The sequence below is a fragment of the Streptomyces sp. NPDC033165 genome (assembly GCF_055577965.1).
The window spans coordinates 16,548-39,608 of sequence record NZ_JBVIPK010000014.1; the positions used below are offsets into that span (position 1 = coordinate 16,548).

The following is a 23,061-nucleotide window of genomic DNA, read 5'->3' on the forward strand; positions in this document are numbered from 1 at the left end:
GGACCAGGGCCGGTCGGCCCCACTTTCGCCCGCGTCAATGGGCCACGAGCCCATGCTCGCGGAACCGACCCCGCACCCGGTCCACCAGCGCCGGGCCGGGAATCGGCGTGTTACGCAGAGGGAAGGGGACGCCCAGTGCGTCGTACTTGGCGACGCCGAGCTTGTGGAACGGCAGGACGTCGACCCGCTCCACGCAGCCCAGGCCGGAGAGGAACGCGGCAAGCCCCTCGACGGCGGATGCGTCGTCCGTCCAGCCGGGTACCAGGACGTACCTGATCCACACCCGCTTGCCCAGCTGCTCCAGGCGGTTCACGAAGCTGAGGGTGGGGGCGAGTGCGCCGCCGGTCAGCTTCTTGTAGGTGGTGGTGTCGAACGACTTGATGTCGAGGAGCACCAGGTCGGTGCCGGCGAGGAGCTCGTCCGAGGCCCGGACCCCAAGGAGTCCGGAGGTGTCGAGGGCCGTGTGCAGACCGGCCTCCTTGCAGCGGCGCAGGAGCGTCCCGATGAAGGCCGGCTGGAGCAGGGGTTCACCGCCGGTGACGGTGACCCCGCCCCCGGCCGTGGTGATGAAGCCCCGGTACGTGCCGATCTCCGCCATCACCTCGTCGACGGTGGCCTCCCGCCCGTCGCGCATGTGCCAGGTGTCGGGATTGGCGCAGTAGAGGCAGCGCAGCGGGCAGCCGCTCACGAAGAGCACGAACCGGGTCCCGGGACCGTCCACGCCGGTGGACAGGTCCCAGGAGTGAATCCGGCCTGTCGTCCTGGTGCTCACCGTGCTCCGTGGAAGGTGCGGCTGATCACGTCGAGCTGCTGCTCGCGGGTCAGACGGACGAAGTTCACCGCGTAGCCGGAGACTCTGATGGTCAGCTCGGGGTACTTGCCCGGGTGCTCCATGGCGTCCTCCAGCACAGCCCGGTTCAGCACGTTGACGTTCATGTGGAAGCCGCCCGCGGATACGTAGGCGTCGAGGATGCCGACCAGGTGACCGGCGCGTTCCTCCGGGACGTGCCCCAGTCCCTCCGGGGTGATCGTGGTGGTCAGGGAAATGCCGTCCCGGGCGGCGTCATAGGGCAGCTTGGCCACCGAGAGCGCCGAGGCGGCCACTCCGTGCTTGTCGCGGCCGTTCATCGGGTTGGCGCCGGGGGCGAAGGGCTGTCCGGCGCGCCGACCGTCAGGAGTGTTACCGGTGTGCTTGCCGTACACGACGTTGGAGGTGATGGTCAGCACGGACTGCGTGTGCTCCGCGTCTCGGTAGGCGGGGTGCTTTCGCACCTTCGCCATGAACGACTCCACCAGGTCGACGGCGATGCTGTCGGCACGGTCGTCGTTGTTGCCGTACACGGGGAATTCACCCTCGGTCCGGAAGTCCACGGCCAGCCCCGTCCGGTCGCGGAAGACCTTGACACGCGCGTGCTTGACAGCGGACAGGCTGTCCACGGCGACGGACAGGCCGGCGATACCGCAGGCCATGAAGCGGTGGACGGGGTAGTCGTGCAGCGCCATCTCGATGCGCTCGTAGGCGTACTTGTCGTGCATGTAGTGGATGACGTTGAGCGCGTCGACGTACGTCTGCGCGAGCCAGTCCAGCACGCGGTCGTACGCGGCCGACAGCTCGTCGTAGTCGAGGTACTCACCGGTCAGGGGCGGCATCTCAGGGGTGATCTGGTCGCCGGTCATCTCGTCCTGGCCGCCGTTGACGGCGTACAGCAGTGCCTTGGCGAGGTTGACGCGGGCTCCGAAGAACTGCATCTGCCTGCCCACCGCCATGGCGGAGACGCAGCAGGCGATCGCGGTGTCGTCGCCGGTACGCTCGCGCATCAGGTCGTCCGACTCGTACTGGACGGCGCTGGTGTCGATGGACACCTGGGCGCAGAACTCCTTGAAGCCGCCCGGAAGTCGCGACGACCACAGCACGGTCAGGTTCGGTTCCGGGGCGGGGCCGAGGTTGTACAGGGTCTGCAGGAAGCGGAAGGACGTGCGGGTGACCAGTGGGCGGCCGTCGGCGCCAATGCCGCCGATGGACTCCGTCACCCAGGTCGGGTCGCCGGAGAACAGCGTGTCGTACTCGGGGGTGCGCAGGAAGCGGACGATGCGGAGCTTGATGACGAAGTCGTCGATCAGTTCCTGGGCTCGCGTCTCGTCGAGGAGCCCGTCGTCCAGGTCGCGCTGGAGGTAGACGTCCAGGAAAGTGGAGGTCCGGCCGAGCGACATCGCCGCGCCGTTCTGCTCCTTCACAGCGGCCAGGTAGCCGAGGTAGAGCCACTGCACGGCCTCGTGCGCGGTGGCGGCAGGACGGCTGACGTCACAGCCGTACGTCGCGGCCATCGCCGTCAGTTCGCCGAGCGCACGGATCTGTTCGGCGATTTCCTCCCGGTCGCGGATGACGTCCGCGGTGGACGGCCTGCCGTCGAGGCCGGCGCGTTCGGCGCGCTTGGCCTCGATGAGCCGGTGGGTGCCGTAGAGGGCGACGCGCCGGTAGTCGCCGATGATCCGGCCGCGACCGTAGGCGTCCGGCAATCCGGTGATGATGCCGACCCGGCGGGCGGCGCGCATCGCCGGGGTGTAAGCGTCGAACACGCCGGCGTTGTGGGTCTTACGGTACGTGTCGAACACCCGCGTCACGAACGGGTCTGGCTCGTAGCCGTACGCCTTCAGCCCGTTCTCCACCATGCGCAGGCCGCCGTTGGGCATGATCGCACGCTTCAGCGGCGCGTCGGTCTGCAGGCCGACGATCAGCTCACGGTCGCGGACGATCCAGCCGGGGGCGTGCGAGGTGATGGTGGAGGGGGTGGCGGTGTCCACGTCGAGGATGCCCTTGCGCCGCTCCTCGGAGAACAGCGCGCTGACCTTCTCCCATACCGCCCGCGTGCGGTCCGTGGCACCTGTCAGGAAGGAAGCGTCGCCTTCGTAGGGCGTGTAGTTGGCCTGGATGAAACCACGCACGTCGATACGCGCACGCCACCCGTTCCCCGTGAACTGTCGCCAGGCGTCGGCGGCCCGGGGGGCGGCTGTCACCGTCGCGGCCATCGCAGGTCCTCTCGTCGGACGGTCTCGTCGCCGCCGATACTCGTCGTGCCGACAGGCGGCGAGCAGTGCCGGTCAGGGCACCGACGGGTCCCGTGCGGCCCCGACCGGCGGGACCTTCGGCCTCCCACGGACGGATACCTGGCGCGGTGCGTCGAGCGGTGGGCGGTGTTCGCTCCAAAGCCGAATGGCCCTGCGGCACCTGGTGGCAGGAGCCGGATGCGCGTGCCGGGTCCGTGCTCCACGGATCGACGGGCCTCTACGGCGACTGCCGGAGCGGCTCCCCCGTGGCCGCGTCCAGCAGGGCTTGGGCGCGCGCCCGCTGCCCCCTCCTTGCTTCTCCGTCGCGGACCCGGTCAGGTGGCGGGCCGGGCTGAGGCGAGCGGGGCGACGCCGAGGGAGACCATCGCCAGGGCGGCGCGGCCCCTCACGTGGGCGATGCCGTGGCCTGTCTCCGCAAGCATCACCACCGCGAAGAGGGCGAGCACGGTCGCCAGGATCCGACCGTAGCCGAGTTGGGCGAAGAAGGCCCAGGTGACGCCCTGGTGCCAGGCCGTGGCGCAGCCGGTGGCCGGCTGGACGGGCCGGAACACCGCCCCGGTCAGCATGCCGAACCGACGGCCGGCCGCGGCGGTGAAGTTGTTCCTGGCCTCCGGGGGTAGCCGGGTAACGAGGCTCGCCATGCCACGCCTTGGCGTCGGGGCGAACCCTCGCCAGTGTTCTGCTCGATGTGCTGCCGGCCGCGGGTCCACGGACCGGCGGCCCTCGGTACCGCTGCCGCCGGGCAGCAGGGCGGCCAGTTCCCGCTGATACGGGAAGGAGCCGGGAGGTCCGCACCACTGCTCCTCGGCATGCCGGTCACCGTGTGATCTCGCGGCCCGTGACCAACTCGGACTCGATACGCACAAAGACCGCGTCACGTATGGGCATCCAGGAGTGCGGGCCGGACCGCGAGAGCCGTCCGTGCGCGGCGGACTCGACCACCACGCTGGCCCTACCCGTGATGACCACGCTCCAGCCCGACCGGGTCGCCGCGCTGAACTCGTCCGCCTCGAAAGCGACCACGGCACCATCGATGGCCCGCACGAGGTCGGAGACCGCCGAGGTGTACAGCACAACGGAGTCGTCCTCGTCCAGGAAGAAGTTGACCGGGAGGACCGCAGGCAGCGCATGCCGGGTGTACACGACCCGGCCGAGCGGCACTTCGGCCAGCAGACGAAGGCATTCCAGCCGGTCGAGAATGCGGATGGCGTCGTTCTCCAGCATCCCGCCATCCTCCGCGCCGCGGTGTGACGCCGGGTAGGGCCGGTCGGCCCTATCTGCGGGTCCTGGCAGCAGACGGCCGCATCCGCCGCTCCGACCGAGTCGTGTGAGCAAACCGGGGCGCGGTTTCGAACAGGGGCCGGCCGGATGCGATGGAGGACCGTCAGCCTCGTGGCAGGGACCCTTGGCCCAAGCCGCCCCGGCTCCCCGAGGACGACAGTGGCTGAGCAGTCGCCGATCCGCAGGCGGAAGACCTGCGGATCATCTGCTACGCCCTATCGCGGAAGCTCTTTGGATGGGAAGAGGCGGACAGCATGGTCGAGGTTTCGGTGACGGACAGCGACAGGACCGCTTCGGGTACGACGATGCCCGGCCCGGCCGGCCTCGCTGACGCTGGCCCTGGCCCTGGCCACCGCCGGTTTCGCCGTCGACTTCTGGGCCTGGACGCTGCTCAGCCCGCTCGGCTCTTGCTTCAAGGACAGTCTCGACCTGTCATCGTTCGAGCAGTCGCTGCTGGTGGCGGTGCCGGTCGTCGTCGGTTCTCTGGGCCGGATCCCGGTCGGGTGATGTTCCCGATCGCGTGTCGGCGGCCACCGTCGTGCCGGTGCTTCACCTCGGCCTCACCGGGCACTCCTCACTCGCCGCCCTGCTCATCGGCGGGTTCCTCCTCAGTGTCGGCCGCACCGCCTTCGCTGTCGGCGTGCCGGTCGTCGACACCTGGTTCCCACCCGAACGGCGGTCTCGCCGTCGGAGCTTTCGGCGCGGGTATGGGCGGCACCACCATCAGTGCCCTGACCACGGTGAAGCTGATCGACGCCCACAGCATGTCCACGCCGTTCCTGATCACTGAGGCGGTTCTCGCGGTGCACGCCGCCGCAGCCGCTCTCCTGCTCCGTGACGCGCCCGGCCGACGATGCCTTCGCCTGCAAAGACGATGCCTTCGCCTGCAAAAGGGAGTCGGCGGGAACGGCGCACTGGTACCGGGTGGTGCGCAGCGGTCCAAATGTGGCCGTCCTCGGTTGGCGGAGAGCCTGGTCGCGCACAAAAGGACGCGGGCGAGGCCCCGGACGAAGTGATCGCCGCACAACTCGAAATGCTGACGGCGGCGGCAGGAACGGACTGAGCTCCTTCTTCCGGCGCCCTGGTGCTCACGGAAGCGGGCTCCGGTCCTGGCGCTGAGTTCGGCGCTTCGCCGTTGTCAGCACCATGCAGCTCCAGGGGCTCGGCGAGACCGTCGCCGAGCGCATCCTTGCCGGTGCCACCTCCAGGAGAGGACCCGACGCGCGCACTTCTCCCCCACCATCGGACCGAACTACGTCTCCTGCTCGCCGTTCCGGCGCCGGAGGCACGTCCGGGAGGGCCGGCCGGGCCGCCCCGGAGAGGGCCGAGCGGAGCAGACAAGCAGCCGGGCGCGGGGCTCCTCGGCCCTGCGGCCAGGGCCGGGGCGACCCTCCCCACCGAGACCTGCCGTCCCTGGCCCGCGACTGCGGAACGCGGCAGTCTTGAGGCGTGTCGGCACAGACAGCGGAGCACCGGGCCGCCGACACGTCGGTGCCCGTGAGACCTCCGCCACCACGCGAGCGCTCCAGAACGGTGCCGAACGGACTCACCACGGCGGCGCCTGTCGGACGATCGCGCAGTCCCCGCCACGGGGACTGCGTACAGAAGTGGGCGTCACGCGGCGCCCGCCAGGTGTGGCGGCGCACCGGAGCCGGCCATCGGCTCCGGCTCTCTTCGCCCATGCTCGTGAAGGAGGATCCATCATGCCCCCTCGCACTGTCGGTGAGGTCATGACACGGGACGTCGTGCAGGTCGGCCCGACGACACCGTTCAAGGATGTCGTGCGACTGCTCGACCACCACCGGATCAGCGGACTGCCGGTGGTCGACGCCGACGACAGGGTTCTCGGTGTGCTGTCCGGAAGCGACCTGGTAGGCGCCCAGGCGTATCGGGAAGGCTCCGCTCCGCCCCTGGCCGTGACCGCGCAGGAAGTGATGTCCAGCCCGGCCGTCACCGTGCACCCGGAGCAGTCCGTACCGGACGCCGCCCGGCTCATGGAGCGCCGCGGTGTCGAGCGGCTGCCAGTGGTGGACGAGGCCGACCGCCTGATCGGCATCGCCACCCGCCGCGACCTCCTCCGGGTCTTCCTGCGTGCGGACGAGGACATCCGCCGAGAGGTGACCGGGGAGATCGCCGGCGGAGCGGAGGGACTGCCTTCCGACACGGTCCTCGTCTCCGTTCGCGACGGTGTCGTCGCTTTCGAGGGCCGGGTAGAACTGCGTTCCCGGGCAGCGGAGATCGTCTACGCCGCCTGGCGCCTCGAAGGTGTGGTCGGCGTGGTGAACGGTCTGGGCTTCCGCATCGACGACTGTGCGGCGTCGGCCGGACCCGCTCGCGTCGGGAGTTCATGAGCGCCCGGCGAGCAGCCTCGACCGGCGGCTCGGGCGACCTGGGCCGACGGTCCCTACCGAGGCGGGCCGGACGGCGTCGACGAAGGCCCTCCGGGGCCTCCTGCGGCCGACGGCACCAAAGGACAGTGAGGGCAGAGAGCGGGGCGGTTCACCGTCGCGCTGCTTCTGGCCGGCACCGCCGTACACCACGGCGGCCCCTGACAACGGAGGCACACCACCATGACCCGACAGGACGTACGGACCGAGGACCGAGCCAGGACCGACGCCCCGTCCGAAGCCGAGATCGCCGTGGACCGTCTGGTCGCGGCCGGTCTCCAGGCACTCGCCGCCTACGAGAGCCTCACCCAGGAACAGGTCGACCACATCGTCAAGAAGGCGTCGGTCGCAGCCTTGGACCAGCACACCGCGCTGGCCCGTCTGGCGGTCGAGGAGACGGGACGCGGGGTCTTCGAGGACAAGGCCGCCAAGAACATGTTCGCCTGCGAGCACGTCACGCACAGCATGGTCCACATGAAGACCGTCGGAGTCATCGGCCGGGACGACATCGAGAACATGGTCGAGATCGCCGAACCGGTGGGCGTGGTGGCCGCGGTCACCCCTGTCACCAACCCGACCTCGACCACGATTTTCAAGGCACTGATGGCGCTGAAGACCCGTAACCCGGTGGTCTTCGCGTTTCACCCCTCCGCCCAGCGGTGCAGCGCCGAAACGGCCCGCGTCGTACGGGACGCGGCCATCGCCGCCGGTGCACCGGAGCACTGCGTGCAGTGGATCGAGGCCCCCTCCGTCGAGGCGACCAACACGCTGATGCGGCATCCCGGGGTCTCCCTGATCCTCGCCACCGGCGGCAACGCCATGGTCAAGGCCGCCTACTCGGCCGGCAAGCCCGCACTCGGCGTCGGCGCCGGCAACGTGCCCGCATACGTCCACCGCAGCGCCAAGCTGCGCAGGGCCGTCAACGACCTGGTGCTGTCCAAGTCGTTCGACAACGGCATGATCTGCGCCTCCGAACAGGCCGTCATCCTGGACACGGCGATCTACGACGCGGCACTCGCCGAGTTCCGCACCCTGCACGCCCATCTGGCCACCCCGCAGGAGAAGGCGAAGCTGGAGACCTTTCTGTTCCCGGCCACCGGTAGTTCGGGGGGCGGCTGCGAGCCCAAGGTCAACGCCGCCGCTGTCGGCCAGAGCCCCGCGTGGATCGCCGAGCGGGCCGGGTTCTCGGTCCCGGAGAACACCTCGGTCATCCTCGTCCAAGCCGAACGCGTCGGCCCCGACGAGCCGTTGACCCGCGAGAAGCTCTGCCCGGTGCTCGCCGTGCTGCGGGCCGAGGACGAACGTCACGGCTTCGGCCTGGCCGCCGACATGGTCGCCTTCCACGGTCAGGGCCACAGCGCCGTCATCCACACGGAAGACGCGGCCGTGGCGGAGGCGTACGGCATGCGGATGAAGACCGCACGGATCATCGTCAACTCCCCCTCTTCACAGGGTGCGATCGGCGGCATCTACAACGGCTTGCTGCCCTCACTCACCTTGGGCTGCGGCTCCTGGGGCAGCACCTCGGTCTCCAACAACGTCTCCGCCGCCCAGCTGCTGAACGTCAAGCGAGTCTCCACCCGCCGCAACAACCTCCAGTGGTTCAAGGTCCCACCGAAGATCTACTTCGAACCGCAGGCCATCCGCTACCTGACCTCCATGCCCGACGTCCACCGCGTCACCATCGTCACCGACGCCACCATGACCCGCCTCGGGTTCGTCGACCGCATCAGCCGCGTACTGCAGCAGCGCCGGGAACCGGTCACCCTCCAGATCATCGACAACGTCCAGCCCGAACCCAGCATCGACTCCGTCCAGCACGGCGCCGGCCTCATGCGGGACTTCGGCCCTGACACGATCATCGCGCTCGGCGGCGGCTCCCCCATGGACGCCGCCAAGGTCATGTGGCTGCTGTACGAGCAGCCCGGAATCGACTTCGCCGACATGCGACAGAAGTTCTCCGACATCCGCAAGCGCGCCTTCCGCTTCCCCACCCTGGGCAAGCTCGCCAGCCTGGTCTGCGTGCCCACCACCTCCGGCACCGGAGCCGAGGTCACTCCCTTCGCCGTCATCTCCGACCCCGCCACCGGCAAGAAGTACCCCCTGGCCGACTACGCGCTCACGCCCAGCGTGGCCATCATCGATCCCCTCCTCACCACCGTCCTGCCCCCGGCCCTCGCTGCCGACAGCGGCTTCGACGCCCTCACGCACGCCGTCGAGGCGTACGTGTCGGTCTACGCCAACGACTTCACTGACGGTCTCGCGCTGCACGCCATCCGCCTGGTCTTCGACCACCTGGAGGCAGCGGTCACCGACCGCGAGGACGCCCCGGAAGCACGGGAGAAGATGCACAACGCCGGCACCATCGCCGGTATGGCCTTCGGCAACGCCTTTCTCGGCATCGTCCACGCCATGTCCCACACCCTCGGCGCGACCTTCCACATCGCGCACGGGCGCACCAACGCCGTACTGCTCCCCCACGTCATCCGCTACAACGGCACCATCCCGACGAAGCTGACCGGCTGGCCCAAGTACGAGGACTACCGCGCTCCCGAACGGTTCCAGGACATAGCCCGCGCCTTGGGCCTGCCCGCCACGACCCCGGCCGAGGGCGTGGAGTCCCTCGCCGCAGCCGTCGAGCGGCTGCGTGACGCCGTTGGCATCGAGCCGACGTTCAAGACGCTGGGGGTCGACGAACGAGCTTTCCTGGACGCGCTGCCGCAGCAGGCCCTCAACGCCTACGAGGACCAGTGCGCACCGGCCAACCCCCGCATGCCGATGCTGGACGACATGCGGGATCTGATGCGCACGGCCTACTACGGCTGAACACGGGGCGGTCACCTCCGCGCGGAAACGGCTGCCGAGGTTCCTCCGTGGGACAACTGCGGCCGCCAGAGGCGGGCCGCGTGCGCGCCTCCGGTCCGGGCGCGCTCCGAGCCGGCCCAGGGCCTGCGGCAGGAGATCCGCGCACGGCGTCCGGCCGGCTCTTCTGCGAGCCGGCCGTCGGGGCCGGGCGCGGTCGGCCCTACCCGGATCGTTGAGCCCGAGGGGGCCACCGTGAAGTCTGGTATGACGTCTGGGGCCCGCACGGGACATGGGTGTCAGCGCTTCGTGATGGCGAGGACGCCCCAGCTGAACGATCTTGGTCAGCCGAGGAAGCTCAGACGAACCTGACGGTTGTCCTTGGAGACGTTCGTGTCGACCAGGCACACCGACTGCCACGTCCCCAGTTCCAGGCGCCCCCCGATCACCGGAAGGGTGGCATGGGGCGGGACGAGGGCGGGGAGTACGTGATCTCGGCCGTGGCCCGGGCTGCCGTGGCGGTGTTGCCAGCGGTCGTCCGCCGGGAGCAGGTGATGGAGGGCGGACAGGAGGTCGTCGTCGCTGCCCGCGCCCGTCTCCAGGACGGCGATGCCCGCTGTGGCGTGGGGGACGAAGATGTTCAGCAGGCCGTCCCGACCGGCTGACGAACGTGTCAGAAAGGCCTCGCAGTCCCGGGTCAGGTCCGTGACGGTCTCGGCCATACCCGTGGTGATGTTCAGGACGGTGGTGGTGAAGGAATCGGACATGCCTCCATCTTCTCTCCCCCGAGTGAGATGACGCGTCCACGCTCCGAGACGCCATCGACCGTGTCCCAACCGGATGGCTGCGGTCAGCGCCATGTTCCGGTCAGCTCGCTCGCCTCGCGCGGTCACATCGACCTGCCGCCGATGGCATCCGCCACATGCCGCCGCGGCTGCTGACGTTCCATCAGTGCCCTTCGCGCATTCTCTGACCGGGTCTGCCGCCCGCTTCGCCTCCACGGCCGTGCCCTCCGCCCTGCCCTCCGTTGAGGGCTGCTTCTTCCTGCCGGTCTCACCTCCGGCCCGCCGCCGCGCTCGCCGCGTGCAGCCGGTGCAAGGTCGACGCCCGGCGGGAAGGCCCCCTCATGAACGACCATCTCCCGGCTCCTGCCCACCGGAGGCGATGGCCGTACCCTCGTCGACCGGCACGCCTGCACCGACGGCAGACTCAAGCGCGACCGGATCACCCCGGTGAGCGGAGTGCGCGCCCCGGACTTCGACTGTCCGGACCAGACCACCAAGGCCGCCGAACAACTGCGCTTCGCGGCCGTGTTGACGCCCACCGGCACCTGGTGCGAGGACGCCTGGCCGACCACGGTGGCGCTCGCGCAGCACACCGAGCGGCTGAAGTTCCTGGTGGCCTTCTGGCCCGGGGCCATATCGTCCGTGCCCGCCACACGGATGACCGCCGCCTATCAGCGGATCACCCGGGGGCGGCTGCTGCTCAACGAGGTGACCGCGGCGGCTCGGGGGCCATCTCGACCACGACCGGCGTTGCGCGCGCACCACGGAGTTCCTGTCGGTGGTGCGGGGAGCGTGGAGCGGGCAGCCGTACGACTGCGACGGCGAGCACTACCGGGTGGGTCGGTGACCCTCGCGAGGGTGCCGGTCACTCTGCCGCGGCACCCGGGAAGATCCGGGGCACCCGGCGAGTTAGTAGAAGCGTGAACAATCATGGGGTGCGCGAGCTGGACGTGGTCGTGATCGGCGCGGGTCAGGCGGGGCTGTCCGCCGCCTTTCATCTGCGCCGTGCCGGGCTGGCGCCGGACGACGGCTTCGTCGTGCTGGACCACGCGCCCCGGCCGGGCGGCGCATGGCAGTTCCGCTGGCCCTCACTGACGTACGGCAAGGTCCACGGGATGCACGCGCTGCCAGGCATGGAGCTGACCGGCGCGGACCCCGACCGGCCCTCGTCGGAGGTGATCGGCGCGTACTTCGCCGCGTACGAGGAGCGCTTCAGCCTGCGGGTGCACCGGCCGGTCGAGGTGAGCGCCGTACGGGAGGGGCCCGGCGGGCGGCTGCTCGTGGAGACGTCCGAGGGGGCGTACGCCACACGGGCCCTGATCAACGCGACCGGCACCTGGGACCGTCCGTTCCGGCCGCGCTACCCGGGCCAGGAGGCCTTCCGCGGGCGGCAGTTGCACACGGTGAACTATCCGGGGCCGGAGGAGTTCGCGGGGCAGCGGGTCCTGGTGGTCGGGGGCGGCGCGTCCGGTACGCAGCATCTGATGGAGATCGCCGGGCACGCGGCCGGCACCTTCTGGGTGACCCGCAGCGAACCGGTCTTCCGCGAGGGGCCGTTCACCGAGGAGTGGGGGCGGTCGGCCGTGGCGATGGTGGAGGAGCGGGTACGCAACGGGCTGCCACCGCGCAGTGTCGTCAGCGTGACCGGGCTCCCCGTCACCGACGCGGTACGGAGCGCCCGCGAGCGGGGGGTGCTGGACCGGCTGCCGATGTTCGACCGGATCACCCCGTCCGGGGCGGAGTGGGACGACGGCCGGAGCGTCGAGGCGGACGTGATCCTGTGGGCCACCGGGTTCCGGCCTGCCGTCGACCATCTGGCGCCGCTGCGGCTGCGCGAGCCGGGCGGCGGCATCCGGGCCGAGGACACCCGTGCGGTACGCGACCGGCGCGTCCACCTGGTCGGGTACGGGCCGTCCGCCAGCACCATCGGCGCCAATCGCGCTGGTCGCACCGCCGTCCGGTCGGTCATGCGGCTGCTGGGGGAGGCGGGCCACCGGCGGAGTGCGGATAGGGCCGGGGCGGTGGCTCCCTGAGGGGGGCGGCCGTCAGCTCGTCGTGGCGGCCCGGCGGTTGGCGTTGAATTCCGCCACGTTCTTGAGCTGCTGGTCATAGCTGTCGGTGAACCGGGTGTCCCCGGGCCCGACCGTGACGAAATACAGCCAGGGGCCGGGGGTGGGGCTGATGGCCGCCTTCAGGGCCTCCTCTCCCGGGTTGCCGATGGGCGTCGGCGGCAGCCCCTTGCGCTCGTAGCTGTTGTACGGGCTGTCGATTCGGGTGTCGTCGGCGCTGGTGTCCAGCGTGGAGCGCTTCAGGGCGTAGTTGAGGGTGGAGTCCATCTGCAACGGCATGTCCTTGAGCAGCCGGTTGTAGACGACCCGGGCCACCTTGCCCATGTCTGATGCGGTGTCGGCCTCGGCCTGGACGATGCTGGCGATCGTGACCGTGTCGTAGACGGTGACATTGTTGCGCTGGGATCCGGCGGTGACCTGGTCCGCCGCGAAGTGCTTGCGGGCGGTGTCCGCCATGTAGCGCAGCAGACCGGCGGGGGTGGTCGTGGCGTCGAGCGGATACGTAGCCGGGAAGAGGTACCCCTCGGGGTTGCCCTCGGCCTGGTCGGGGAGAGCCAGGTCGACCGTCGACGCGGCCTTCCTCGTGCTGCCGGGCTTCAGGTCGAGCGCCTGGTCGACGGCTTCGTACACCTGGGAGGCACGACGGCCCTCGGGGATCATCAGGGTGCTCGGCTGCTGCGTCTCCTGTTCCTTCCCCTTGTCCGGTCCGATGAGGGACAGCGGGATCAGGACGGCGGCCGACACGACGAGCAGGGCCCCGAGGACGAGAACCGCCCTTCCTCGGCGCGTCGGGCGGAGTCTGCGGCGGGGGCGGGGACGGGCGTCCGGGGACTCGTTCACCATGCGGGCACGTTAACCCGGGGTGCGGGCTGCGCCCGGTAGCCCGACCACGGCGTCGGCTCGGGCGACACGAACGCCGTACGGGCACAGTCAGAACACACGAGCGTCAGAACGCACGAACAAGGGATCGGGTGTTCGCTTGAACGCGTGATCGTCAGGGGATTCATTGCTCTTCACTCGTCCGGGGCGCAATGATTGCAGAGCGCAGCCAACGGGCTGCAGACCGCTACTGCGCAGTCCCACCGATGCACCACGTCCAAGGAGAAAGACCAGATGAACTTCCTGACCAACCTGCTGGCCGGCGTCGTCCACTTCGTGGGTTGGCTCGTCTGACCATAGCTCCGCCCGGCGCCGTCGCTCCCCGTCCCACGGGAGCGGCGGCGCCGCTGCGTCGCCGGGGGCCGGAGCCCCCGTGGAGCCGCCTACAGTGCGGGCGGTCCGGCGAAGGGCGGCAGCGCGGTGAACTCGGGCGCCACCGTCACGGCCTGCGCGAGCACGTCGAGCGTCCGGCGGACCCGGGTGAGCGGGCGGTCGGGGAACTCCGCGTCCCACTGGGCGTGGTCCGCCACGTGGAAGGGCAGGCCACCCTGGGCTTCGGGGGCGTAGGGATGGGGCCGGAAATACTGGGCGGGGCCGAGCCTGGCCGGCACCACGGCCTCCCGCATACCCGTCGTACCGCGCTCCGCCGCCTGGATCTTCACCACGGTGCTGCACGCGGCCCGGGGCACGGTGAAGCTGCCGATGAACGCCTGTCCGCTGGGCTGTCCCTGGAGCGGCAGTTCGAAAATCTGCCAGGCGGCTCGGCATCGGGGACGGCGAAACGGTCACCTCAGGGTCCGCTGGGGCGCGGCGGTGTTCAGGTGACCCGCATCGGAGCCCGGTGGGCGTCGCGTCGGATCAGATCCGCGTAGCGGCCGTCCCGCTCCAGCAGCTCCTCGTGCGTGCCCCGTTCGACGACCCGGCCGCCGTCCAGCACGACGATCTGGTCCGCGTCGCGGACGGTGGAGAGGCGATGCGCGATGGTGAGGGTGGTGCGTCCGGCGGACAGGGTCTCGATGGCTTCCTGCACGGCGTGTTCCGTACGGGTGTCGAGCGCGCTGGTCGCCTCGTCGAGGATCAGCACCGGCGGGTCGCGCAGGATGGTGCGGGCGATGGCCAGGCGCTGCTTCTCGCCGCCCGAGAACCGGTATCCGCGCTCACCGACCAGGGTGTCGTAGCCGTCGGGCAGGGAGGCGATGTGGTCGTGGATCTGTGCGGCGCGGGCGGCGGCCACGAGCTCCTCGTCGGTGGCGTCCGGCTTGGCGAAGCGCAGGTTGTCGGCGACGGAGGCGTGGAAGAGGTACGTCTCCTGGGAGACCACGCCGACCGCCCGGGCGAGGGTGTCGAAGTCCAGGTCGCGGACGTCGACCCCGTCGAGCGTGACCCGGCCGCCGGTGACGTCGTACAGCCGGGGCACCAGATAGCTCAGGGTGGACTTCCCGGAGCCGGTGGAGCCGACGACCGCGAGGCTGCCACCCGCGGGGACCGTCACGCCGATACCGGTGAGGGTGGGGCCGCTCTTCGCGTCGTAGCTGAAGTCGACGTCCTCGAAGGCGATCTCGCCGTGGATCTTCTCCAGGCGGACGGGGTTCTCCGGTTCGGTGATGTCGACCGTGAGGTCGAGATACTCGAAGATCCGCTGGAAGAGGGCGAGGGAGGTCTGCATCTGCACACCGGTGGAGAGCAGGCTGACCGCCGGGCGGAACAGCCCCTGCTGGAGCGTGACGAAGGCGACGAGCGTGCCGAGGGAGACGGCGGTGGCGCCGGACTGGAGGGTGAGGCCTGCCGCCCAGTAGATGACGGCGGGCATGGCGGCCATCACGATGCCGATCGTGGACATCCGCCAGCGTCCGGCCAGATTGGCGCGCACTTCGAGCTCGACCAGGCGCTCGGACTCCTGGGCGAAGCCCTGGGTGAGGGAGTCGGAGCGACCCATCGTGCGGCCGAGGAGGATGCCGCTGACCGAGAGGGACTCGGTGACCGTGGCGGCCATCGCCGCCATCTGCTTCTGACGCTGGGTGGTGATCTTCTTGCGCTCCCGGCCGACGCGGCGGCTGATCGCGACGAAGACGGGCAGCAGGAGCAGCGAGACGACGGTGAGCCGCCAGTCGAGCGCGAGCATGGCGACGACGGTCGCGATGACGGCCGTGAGGTTGGAGACCAGCGAGGTCGCCGTGGAGGTGACCGTCGCCTGCATGCCGCCGATGTCGTTGGCGATGCGGGACTGGACCTCGCCCGTGCGGGTGCGGGTGAAGAAGGCGAGCGGCATCCGCTGGAGCTGGGTGTAGACGGCGGTGCGCAGATCGTGCATGACGCGCTGGCCGACCGTGGTGGAGATCAGGGTCTGGAGAACGCCGAAGACGCTGTTCATCACGGCGGTGAGGATCATGCCGAGCGCCAGCAGGGTCAGCAGCCCCGTGCGCCCCTGCGGGATGGCGGTGTCCAGGATCTCGCGCAGCAGGAACGGGGAGGCGACCGACACCAGGGAGGAGGCGCCGACCAGTAGGCCGACCACGGCGAGACGGCCGCGGTAGGGACGGAAGAGGCGGAGGATGCGGCGCAGCTCGGCGGGCGGCCGGTCGGGAGCCTCGGACGGGGGCGTCCACGTGGGTTCGTCGGGTTTCATGGGCTCCTTCGTCGGGCGTGAGGCGTGGCCGGGCAGACCCGGCCCTCGCACATGGAGAGCCTAGCTCATTGTTACCTATACTCACAATGAACAAGGTCCTGATATTGTTCCCGTATGGACGCCCCAGATTCCCCTGGTTCCGCCGACGCCCCTCCCGGCTCCTCCGGCGGCCGCCCCGACCTGCCCGGCTCTCACGACACCGACGGCATGCTCGCCGAGCAGCTGCTGCGGCTGACCCGCCGGCTGCACCGCATCCAGAGCCGCCAGTTGGAGCCGATCGGGATCACTCCGGCCCAGTTCCGGCTGCTGCGGACGGTCGCGCAGTACGACGCGGCCCCCCGGATGGCGGATCTGGCCCAGCGCCTGGACGTAGTCCCGCGTGCCGTGACGACGCTGGTCGACGCCCTGGAGGCGAGCGGCCGGGTGCGCCGGGCCCCGGATCCCGACAGCCGCCGGGTGGTCCGCGTCGAGATCACGGACGAGGGGCGCGCCACCCTGCGGTCCCTGCGCAGCGCGCGCCGGGCGGCCGCAGAGGAGATCCTGGCCCCTCTGACCGCCGATCAGCGCGAGGTGCTCGGCGGACTGCTGTCCGCCCTGGTCGACGGCATGCCGGCGCGCCCCTGCTGAATCGCCCCGTTCCTGGAGCGGGAATGCGTGCCGCACGCCACGGAGCTGATGTGGCGCATCGAGCAGCTCATCGACATGGCGGGGGTGCTCGCCCCGCGGATCGTGCTGGACTGGGACCCGGCGGCCCACCTGCGGGGGCTGAAGCCCATTCCTGAGGTGGAGGCGATCGCCGACCCCCGCATCGAGTGCGGGTTCTGCGAACCCACCTGCCCCAGACAGGATCTCACGACCACTCCGCGCCAGCGGATCGTGCTGCGGCGAGAGATAACGCGTCAGGCCGACGGCTCACCGGTGGAGGCGGGTCTGCCGGCCGCCTGCGAGTACGACGCCGTGGACACCTGGGCCGGGGGCTCCACCTGCAAGCTCGCCTGCCCGGTCGGCATCGGCACAGGGGCGATGATGAAGGGCTTCCGGCACCGCAGGCACTCACCGCGCGAGGAGCGGATCGCCTCGCTCACCGCGAAGAACCTCCGGGTGGTGAAGGCCTCGGCGCGGCTCGCCGTGGCGGCGGCCGACATCATCGGGGAGCGGGTGGGCGACCGGCCGCTCCAGGCCGCTACGCGGCTCGCCCGCATGGCCGTGCGCCCCGATCCCGTACCGGAGTGGCTGCCGCGGATCCCCGGTGCCGCGGCCCGGCGGCTGCCGCCCACCGACCGGGGCGGGGCGTGCGCCGTCTACTACCCGGCCTGCGTCAACCGGATCTTCGCCGGGCCCGGCGACCGGCCGGGGCCGTCCTTGGATTCGGCGACGGCGAAGGAGGCGGCCGAGGTGGGCGGCCGCCCGTACGACGTCTGTCCGTGGGCGAACCGGATGTGCGAGATCGGTAGGGAACGGGCCACTGGACACCCCTACCGCTCGGCCCTGGTGGAGCTGGAGCGCGCCACCCGGCCGCCCTCCCGATGAGCGTCTGAAAGGGTGCACAACTGAGCGTTCCGGGGCCCCGATTGGTTGCACCAGTCGGGGCTTTCGCGTGCTGTGGGAAAAAGTCCAAGGTTTGGGGACGAGAGTCCAAATACCTCCCTTGCGCATCATCAGCCTCACCCTCCAGGGTCCTTACCGAGACCCGCTCCCCGCACGCGCTCGTCCACGGGGAGCGGCAGCTCTCGCGCACCGTCTGAACCCCCAACCCCACCTGGAGGCTCGATGTACGACGACGCCCGGCCCGCACCGGAACCGCAGGCCCTCCCCCCGCACAGCGGTGCGGCCGACGAGGCGAACCGGCAGGACCCCAGCCGCCGTTCGGTGCTGTGGACCACGGCGGGCGTGGCAGGCGCCGGACTCGGTCTCGGCGCTCTGGGCGCGGGCACCGCGTCGGCCGCCGATGCGGTCACCCCGGAGGCGGTCGCCGCCGCCCCCGCCCGGCAGGGCCGCACCATGGCGGGGGTGCCCTTCGAGCGGCGGTCGGTGATCCGGGTCGGCATCATCGGCCTCGGCAACCGCGGGAACAGCATGATCGACCTCTTCCTCGCCGTCCCGGGCGTCCGAGTGGTGGCGGTGTGCGACCCGGTCCGGGAGAAGGCGGAGAAGGTCGCCGCCAAGGTGACGTCCGCCGGTCAGCCCGCCCCGGCCGTCTACGCCAAGGACGAGGACGACTACGAGAACCTCTGTCGGCGCGGGGACATCGACTTCGTCTATGTCGCGACGCCCTGGGAGCTGCACTTCCCCATGGCGAAGGCGGCGATGCTGAACGGGAAGCACGTCGGCGTCGAATGCCCGATCGCGATGCGCCTGGGCGAACTGTGGCAGCTCGTGGACCTCTCCGAGCGCACCCGGCGGCACTGCATGCAGCTGGAGAACTGCTGCTACGGCAAGAACGAGACACGGGTGCTCCGGATGGCGCACGCGGGTCTCTTCGGCGATCTGCTGCACGGCGCGGGCGCCTACAACCACGACCTGCGCGAGCTGATGTTCGACCCCGACTACTACGAGGGTCCGTGGCGGCGGCTGTGGCACACCCGGCTGCGCGGCGACCTCTACCCGAATCACGGGTTCGGGCCGGTCGCCAACTACATGGACCTCAACCGGGGCGACCGGGCCGTGAGCATCACCAGCATCGGCACGCCCGCGCTGGGGCTCGCGGAGTACCGCAAGGAGCACATGCCCCCGGGCGACCCGAGCTGGAAGGAGTCGTACATCGGGGCCGACCGGACGATCAGCCTCGTGCAGACCGCCAAGGGCCGGGTGATCCGCCTGGAGCACGATGTGTCGACGCCTCACCCGTACTCGCGGATCAACAGCCTCGGCGGTACGCGGGGCGTGTTCGAGGACTACCCGTCGCGGATCTATCTGGAGCCCACGAACACCAACCACCGGTGGGACGACTTCACGAAGTACGCCGAGTGGGACCACTGGCTGTGGAAGGAGCACGCCAATCCGCCGGGCGGCCACGGCGGCATGGACTACATCATGGTGTTCCGGCTGATGCAGTGCATGCGGCTCGGCCTGGTGCCCGACTTCGACGTGTACGACGCGGCCCTCTGGACGGCCCCCGTGCCGCTGAGCCATCTGTCCGTCAAGGCCAAAGGCATACCGCTGCCGGTACCGGACTTCACCCGGGGCGAGTGGAAGCGGGCCCGGTCCGGAGTGGACTCCGAGAAACCCGCGGAGTAGCACCACGGGGTCCCGGGCCGACCGGGCACGGGACCCCGCGGGGCGGAGGAAACAGTGAGGGCGGGGCAGCGGGAGCGGGCGGGAAAACCGGTTGCCCCGGAACGGGACGAACAGGGAGCCTTGCACGTCACCCCGTAGCGAGATCCACGGGGGATCTCCGTTGTCCATGGAGGTCCCCGCTGTCCATGGGGGTCTCCGTTCTCCATGGGGGTCTCCGTTCTCCATGGGGGTCTCCGTTCTCCATGGGGGTCTCCGTTTTCAGCCCCGTTCACAAGCCCTGGGACGTCATGCAGATTCGCGACCTTCCGTATTCGGATCCCGGCGAGCCCGATGTCCGTTCGGGCCCCCGTTTCCTGTTCTGGCTCGGGCGCAATCAGCTCGCGGGCCAGCTCAAGTCCCTCTCCTGGGGGCTGCTCCACCAGCTGGGCATCGCCGGTCTTCCGGTCACCGTGGGTCTCGCCGTCCAGGCCGTCATCGACCGCTCCGGCGAACGCCTGGCGCTGGCCGGCGGTCTGATCCTGGCCCTCGGCGTCATGATCGCCGTCGGCGACACCATGCTCCACCGCACCGCCGTGACCAACTGGATCACCGCGGCCGCCCGGGTCCAGCAGTTGCTGGCCCGGAAGACCGCCGAGCTGGGCGCGGCGCTGACGCGCCGGGTCGCGGCCGGTGAGGTCGTCGCCGTCTCGACGGGTGACGTGGAGAAGATCGGCTGGTTCGTCGAGGCGCTCTCCCGCTTCGCGGCGGCCGCCACCGCCCTGGTGCTGATCTGCGTCGGCCTGGTCGTCTATCTCCCCTCTCTCGGCGTGCTGGTGGCGATCGCCATGCCGGTGCTCGCCCTGGCCGTCCTGCCGCTGCTGCCCCGCGCCACCCGGCTCGCGGACGAACAGCGCGAGAAGGCCGGAAAGGCCACCGAACTGGCCTCGGACACGGTCGCCGGGCTGCGGGTGCTGCGCGGCATCGGCGGCGAGGAGCTGTTCCTCGGCCGCTACCGCCGCGCCTCGCAGGAGGTCCGCAGGGCGGCGGTGCGCAGCGCGAGGATGTGGGCGCTGATCTCGGCGGTGCAGGTGCTGCTGCCGGGCATCCTGCTGATCTCGCTGGTCTGGTACGGGGCGACGCTCGCCCGGGACGGCCGGGTCGACGTCGGCCAGCTGGTCACGGTCTACAGCGCGGCCACGCTGATGCTGTTCCCGCTGCGCCACTTCGAGGAGATCGCCATGGCGTACTCCTTCTCGCGGCCGTCCGCCCAGCGCGCGGTGCGGGTGCTGTCGCTGCACCGCGGCTCCCGGGACGTCACGGTCGAGGGCGTCACGCCGTCCGGCGATCTCTACGATCCGGCGACCGGACTGATGGCCCCCCAGGGGCAGTTCACAGCCGTGGTCTGCGGCGACCCGGACGAGGCGGGACGGCTGGCCGAACGGCTCGGCGGACACGCGCAGACCGGCGACGAGGACGACGCGGACGGGAACGAGGAGAGGCCGTCGGCGGAGGTCCCGTCGGTGCTGCTCGGCACGGTCGCCCTGGACGAGATCCCGCTGGACGCCGCCCGGGCCGCTGTACTGGTCCAGGACAAGGACCCGGTGCTGCTGTCCGGCACCCTCCAGGAGCTGCTGGACATCCCGTCCTCGGGGCTGGTCACCGCGGAGGCGGCATTGGAGGCGGCCCAGTGCGGGGATGTGCTGAGCGCCTTGGCGCAGGCCTCCCCCGACAACGACGGGGACCCGATGCGGACCCGGATCACCGAGCGCGGCCGGTCCCTGTCCGGCGGCCAGCGCCAGCGGCTCGCGCTGGCCCGGTCGCTGGTCACCGACCCGGAGGCGCTGGTGCTGGACGAGCCGACCTCCGCGGTCGACTCGCACACCGAAGCCCGGGTCGCCGCCGGGATCGCGAAGCTGCGCCGGGGCCGTACGACGGTCGCGTTCGCCTCGTCCCCGCTGCTGCTGGACGCCGCCGACCGGGTGGTCCTCGTCCACGAGGGCACCGTGGTCGCCGTCGGGGTCCACCGCGAACTGCTGCGCACCGAACCGCGCTACCGGGCGGTCGTCACCCGGGAGACCGACGAGGAGGCCGCCGCGTCGGGCGCCCTGAACGGCATCGCAGCGGTCCCCGCCACGAAGAGCATCCAGGAAGTCGAGGAGAGGGCATGATCGGCGTCGCACCCCCGGCGTACGACCCCGCCGCCCCGGAGTCGGCCACCACGCTGCCCGTGGGCACGCCGACGACCGTACGGAACTACGTACGGAGTCTGCTGCGGCGGCACCGCAGGGCGTTCGCCGTCCTGGTGGCGGTCAACGCGGTGGCGGTGATCGCTTCGATCACCGGGCCGTATCTGCTGGGCGGACTGGTGGAGGACCTGTCCAGCGGGGCCACCGACCTGCATCTGGAACGCACGGTCGCGGTGTTCGCGCTAGCGCTTGTGATCCAGACCCTGTTCACCCGCAGCATGCGGCTGCGCGGGGCGATGCTGGGCGAGGAGATGCTCGCGGACCTGCGCGAGGACTTCCTCGTACGGTCCGTGGGGCTGCCGCCGGGCGTCCTGGAGCGGGCCGGGACCGGCGATCTGCTGTCCCGGATCACCACGGACATCGACCGGCTGGCGAACGCGATGCGGGAGGCCGTACCGCAGCTGGCGATCGGTGTCGTGTGGGCCGGGCTGCTGCTCGGCGCGATGGCCGTGACCGCTCCCCCGCTGGCGCTGGCCGTGCTGGTCGCGCTGCCGGTGCTGATCGTGGGCTGCCGCTGGTACTTCCGCCGGGCCCCCTCGGCGTACCGCTCGGAGGCCGCCGGTTACGCGGCCGTCGCCGCGATGCTCGCGGAGACCGTGGACGCCGGGCGGACCGTGGAGGCGCACCGCCTCGGCGGCCGCCGGGTGGCCATGTCGGACCGGCGGATCGAGCAGTGGACGGCGTGGGAAAGGTACACGCTCTTCCTGCGCTCGGTCCTGTTCCCCGTCATCAACGCGACGTACGTGACGATCCTCGGCGCGGTTCTGCTGCTCGGCGGCTGGTTCGTGCTGGAGGGGTGGATCACGGTCGGGCAGTTGACGACGGGGGCGTTGCTGGCCCAGATGATGGTCGACCCGATCGGGCTGATCCTGCGCTGGTACGACGAGCTCCAGGTGGCCCAGGTATCGCTGGCCCGGCTGGTGGGCGTTCGGGAGATCGAGCCGGACGCGGGTGAGGCCGAGATCGGCCCGGACGGCCGGAAGGTGCGGGCGGACGACGTCCGCTTCGCGTACCGGGAGGGCGTCGACGTCCTGCACAAGGTGTCGCTCGACGTGGCTCCGGGCACCCGGCTCGCGCTGGTCGGGCCCTCGGGCGCGGGCAAGTCGACGCTGGGCCGGCTGCTGGCCGGGGTCTACGCCCCGCGCACCGGCGAGGTGACACTCGGCGGTGCGGAACTGTCGCGGATGACGGCGGAGCGGGTCCGCGAGCATGTGGCCCTGGTCAACCAGGAACACCACGTCTTCGTCGGCTCGCTCCGGGACAATCTGCGCCTGGCCCGCGACGGGGCGAAGGACGCGGAGCTGTGGGCCTCGCTGGCCGCGGTCGACGCGGACGGGTGGGCGAGGGCGCTGGACGAGGGGCTGGAGACCGAGGTCGGTTCGGGCGGTTTCGCGCTGACCCCGGCGCAGGCCCAGCAGATCGCGCTGGCCCGTCTCGTGCTGGCCGATCCGCACACGCTGGTGCTGGACGAGGCGACGTCCCTGCTGGACCCGCGGGCGGCCCGCCATCTGGAGCGTTCCCTCGCCCGGGTCCTGGAGGGCCGCACGGTGATCGCGATCGCGCACCGGCTGCACACCGCGCACGACGCGGATGTGATCGCGGTGGTGGAGGACGGCCGGATCAGCGAGCTGGGCAGTCACGACGAACTGGTCGCGGCGGACGGCGCGTACGCGTCGCTGTGGCGGTCCTGGCACGGGTGATGCG

The 23,061-nt window shown here is 70.8% G+C and carries 15 protein-coding genes and 3 pseudogenes; 9 read left to right on the forward strand and 9 right to left on the reverse strand.

Features of this window, described 5'->3' with window-relative positions:
- Positions 1-34 precede the first annotated feature (34 nt).
- The 5 genes from pflA to ACZ5WC_RS26965 form a co-directional block, all read right to left on the reverse strand.
- The gene (gene pflA / locus ACZ5WC_RS26945; protein ID WP_468543220.1) at positions 35-772 is read right to left on the reverse strand and encodes a pyruvate formate-lyase-activating protein; all 738 of its coding nucleotides are present in this window, start codon (positions 770-772) and stop codon (positions 35-37) included.
- Positions 769-3,027, reverse strand: a complete 2,259-nt coding sequence (gene pflB, locus ACZ5WC_RS26950) for a formate C-acetyltransferase (protein WP_468543221.1) — start codon at positions 3,025-3,027, stop codon at positions 769-771. Before pflB ends, pflA begins: the two co-directional genes overlap by 4 nt.
- Positions 3,028-3,380: 353 nt before the next feature.
- On the reverse strand, positions 3,381-3,707 hold the full coding sequence (locus ACZ5WC_RS26955; RefSeq protein ID WP_468543222.1) for a hypothetical protein: 327 nt from the start codon (positions 3,705-3,707) through the stop codon (positions 3,381-3,383).
- Positions 3,708-3,882: 175 nt separating this feature from the next.
- Positions 3,883-4,290 (reverse strand): pyridoxamine 5'-phosphate oxidase family protein, encoded by a 408-nt coding sequence (locus ACZ5WC_RS26960; protein WP_468543223.1) that lies wholly within the window; start codon positions 4,288-4,290, stop codon positions 3,883-3,885.
- A 631-nt stretch (positions 4,291-4,921) separates the two neighbouring features.
- Positions 4,922-5,134, reverse strand: coding sequence for a hypothetical protein (locus ACZ5WC_RS26965; RefSeq protein WP_468543224.1), 213 nt, complete (start codon positions 5,132-5,134; stop codon positions 4,922-4,924).
- A gap of 916 nt (positions 5,135-6,050) precedes the next feature.
- Here ACZ5WC_RS26965 and ACZ5WC_RS26970 point away from each other — a divergent pair.
- Both ACZ5WC_RS26970 and adhE read left to right on the forward strand, forming a co-directional pair.
- The gene (locus ACZ5WC_RS26970) at positions 6,051-6,698 is read left to right on the forward strand and encodes a CBS domain-containing protein (RefSeq protein WP_468543225.1); all 648 of its coding nucleotides are present in this window, start codon (positions 6,051-6,053) and stop codon (positions 6,696-6,698) included.
- A 219-nt stretch (positions 6,699-6,917) separates the two neighbouring features.
- Positions 6,918-9,560: a bifunctional acetaldehyde-CoA/alcohol dehydrogenase gene (gene adhE, locus ACZ5WC_RS26975; RefSeq protein WP_468543226.1), complete on the forward strand. Its 2,643-nt coding sequence runs from the start codon at positions 6,918-6,920 to the stop codon at positions 9,558-9,560.
- Positions 9,561-9,880: 320 nt separating this feature from the next.
- On the opposite strand, the gene ACZ5WC_RS26980 is transcribed toward adhE, so the two are convergent.
- A complete protein-coding gene (locus ACZ5WC_RS26980; protein WP_468543227.1) occupies positions 9,881-10,303 on the reverse strand; it encodes a secondary thiamine-phosphate synthase enzyme YjbQ in 423 nt (140 codons plus the stop codon).
- A 369-nt stretch (positions 10,304-10,672) separates the two neighbouring features.
- Between ACZ5WC_RS26980 and ACZ5WC_RS26985 the strand changes: the two are divergent.
- Both ACZ5WC_RS26985 and ACZ5WC_RS26990 read left to right on the forward strand, forming a co-directional pair.
- A pseudogene (locus tag ACZ5WC_RS26985) lies at positions 10,673-11,159 on the forward strand (LLM class flavin-dependent oxidoreductase); the annotation flags it as partial.
- A 97-nt stretch (positions 11,160-11,256) separates the two neighbouring features.
- The gene (locus ACZ5WC_RS26990; protein WP_468543228.1) at positions 11,257-12,354 is read left to right on the forward strand and encodes an NAD(P)-binding domain-containing protein; all 1,098 of its coding nucleotides are present in this window, start codon (positions 11,257-11,259) and stop codon (positions 12,352-12,354) included.
- Between the two features lie 12 nt (positions 12,355-12,366).
- On the opposite strand, the gene mltG is transcribed toward ACZ5WC_RS26990, so the two are convergent.
- The 3 genes and pseudogenes from mltG to ACZ5WC_RS27005 all read right to left on the reverse strand — a co-directional run bounded on the left by mltG (position 12,367) and on the right by ACZ5WC_RS27005 (position 15,895).
- Complete coding sequence (gene mltG, locus ACZ5WC_RS26995; RefSeq protein ID WP_468543229.1) at positions 12,367-13,233, reverse strand: endolytic transglycosylase MltG; 867 nt, start codon at positions 13,231-13,233, stop codon at positions 12,367-12,369.
- 419 nt (positions 13,234-13,652) lie between these two features.
- Positions 13,653-14,021, reverse strand: a pseudogene (locus ACZ5WC_RS27000) (hypothetical protein); the annotation flags it as partial.
- A gap of 65 nt (positions 14,022-14,086) precedes the next feature.
- A complete protein-coding gene (locus ACZ5WC_RS27005) occupies positions 14,087-15,895 on the reverse strand; it encodes an ABC transporter ATP-binding protein (RefSeq protein ID WP_468543230.1) in 1,809 nt (602 codons plus the stop codon).
- Between the two features lie 114 nt (positions 15,896-16,009).
- Between ACZ5WC_RS27005 and ACZ5WC_RS27010 the strand changes: the two genes are divergently transcribed.
- From ACZ5WC_RS27010 to ACZ5WC_RS27030, 5 genes and pseudogenes are all read left to right on the forward strand, one after another.
- Positions 16,010-16,522, forward strand: a complete 513-nt coding sequence (locus ACZ5WC_RS27010; protein WP_468543231.1) for a MarR family winged helix-turn-helix transcriptional regulator — start codon at positions 16,010-16,012, stop codon at positions 16,520-16,522.
- Positions 16,523-17,296: pseudogene (locus tag ACZ5WC_RS27015) on the forward strand ((Fe-S)-binding protein); the annotation flags it as partial.
- A gap of 369 nt (positions 17,297-17,665) precedes the next feature.
- The gene (locus tag ACZ5WC_RS27020) at positions 17,666-19,132 is read left to right on the forward strand and encodes a Gfo/Idh/MocA family protein (protein ID WP_468543232.1); all 1,467 of its coding nucleotides are present in this window, start codon (positions 17,666-17,668) and stop codon (positions 19,130-19,132) included.
- Between the two features lie 287 nt (positions 19,133-19,419).
- The gene (locus ACZ5WC_RS27025; protein WP_468543233.1) at positions 19,420-21,279 is read left to right on the forward strand and encodes an ABC transporter transmembrane domain-containing protein; all 1,860 of its coding nucleotides are present in this window, start codon (positions 19,420-19,422) and stop codon (positions 21,277-21,279) included.
- Positions 21,276-23,057, forward strand: coding sequence for an ABC transporter ATP-binding protein (locus tag ACZ5WC_RS27030; RefSeq protein WP_468543234.1), 1,782 nt, complete (start codon positions 21,276-21,278; stop codon positions 23,055-23,057). The genes ACZ5WC_RS27025 and ACZ5WC_RS27030 overlap by 4 nt, the downstream gene beginning before the upstream one ends.
- The last annotated feature ends 4 nt before the right edge of the window (positions 23,058-23,061 follow it).

Excerpts from the sequence above, each read along its gene's own strand:
- pflB (WP_468543221.1), bottom strand. The coding sequence starts at position 3,027 with ATGGCCGCGACGGTGACAGCCGCCCCCCGGGCCGCCGACGCCTGGCGA.
- ACZ5WC_RS26955 (WP_468543222.1), bottom strand. The coding sequence starts at position 3,707 with ATGGCGAGCCTCGTTACCCGGCTACCCCCGGAGGCCAGGAACAACTTC.
- ACZ5WC_RS26960 (WP_468543223.1), bottom strand. The coding sequence starts at position 4,290 with ATGCTGGAGAACGACGCCATCCGCATTCTCGACCGGCTGGAATGCCTT.
- ACZ5WC_RS26970 (WP_468543225.1), top strand. The coding sequence starts at position 6,051 with ATGCCCCCTCGCACTGTCGGTGAGGTCATGACACGGGACGTCGTGCAG.
- adhE (WP_468543226.1), top strand. The coding sequence starts at position 6,918 with ATGACCCGACAGGACGTACGGACCGAGGACCGAGCCAGGACCGACGCC.
- ACZ5WC_RS26980 (WP_468543227.1), bottom strand. The coding sequence starts at position 10,303 with ATGTCCGATTCCTTCACCACCACCGTCCTGAACATCACCACGGGTATG.
- mltG (WP_468543229.1), bottom strand. The coding sequence starts at position 13,233 with ATGGTGAACGAGTCCCCGGACGCCCGTCCCCGCCCCCGCCGCAGACTC.
- ACZ5WC_RS27005 (WP_468543230.1), bottom strand. The coding sequence starts at position 15,895 with ATGAAACCCGACGAACCCACGTGGACGCCCCCGTCCGAGGCTCCCGAC.
- ACZ5WC_RS27010 (WP_468543231.1), top strand. The coding sequence starts at position 16,010 with ATGGACGCCCCAGATTCCCCTGGTTCCGCCGACGCCCCTCCCGGCTCC.
- ACZ5WC_RS27020 (WP_468543232.1), top strand. The coding sequence starts at position 17,666 with ATGTACGACGACGCCCGGCCCGCACCGGAACCGCAGGCCCTCCCCCCG.
- ACZ5WC_RS27025 (WP_468543233.1), top strand. The coding sequence starts at position 19,420 with ATGCAGATTCGCGACCTTCCGTATTCGGATCCCGGCGAGCCCGATGTC.
- ACZ5WC_RS27030 (WP_468543234.1), top strand. The coding sequence starts at position 21,276 with ATGATCGGCGTCGCACCCCCGGCGTACGACCCCGCCGCCCCGGAGTCG.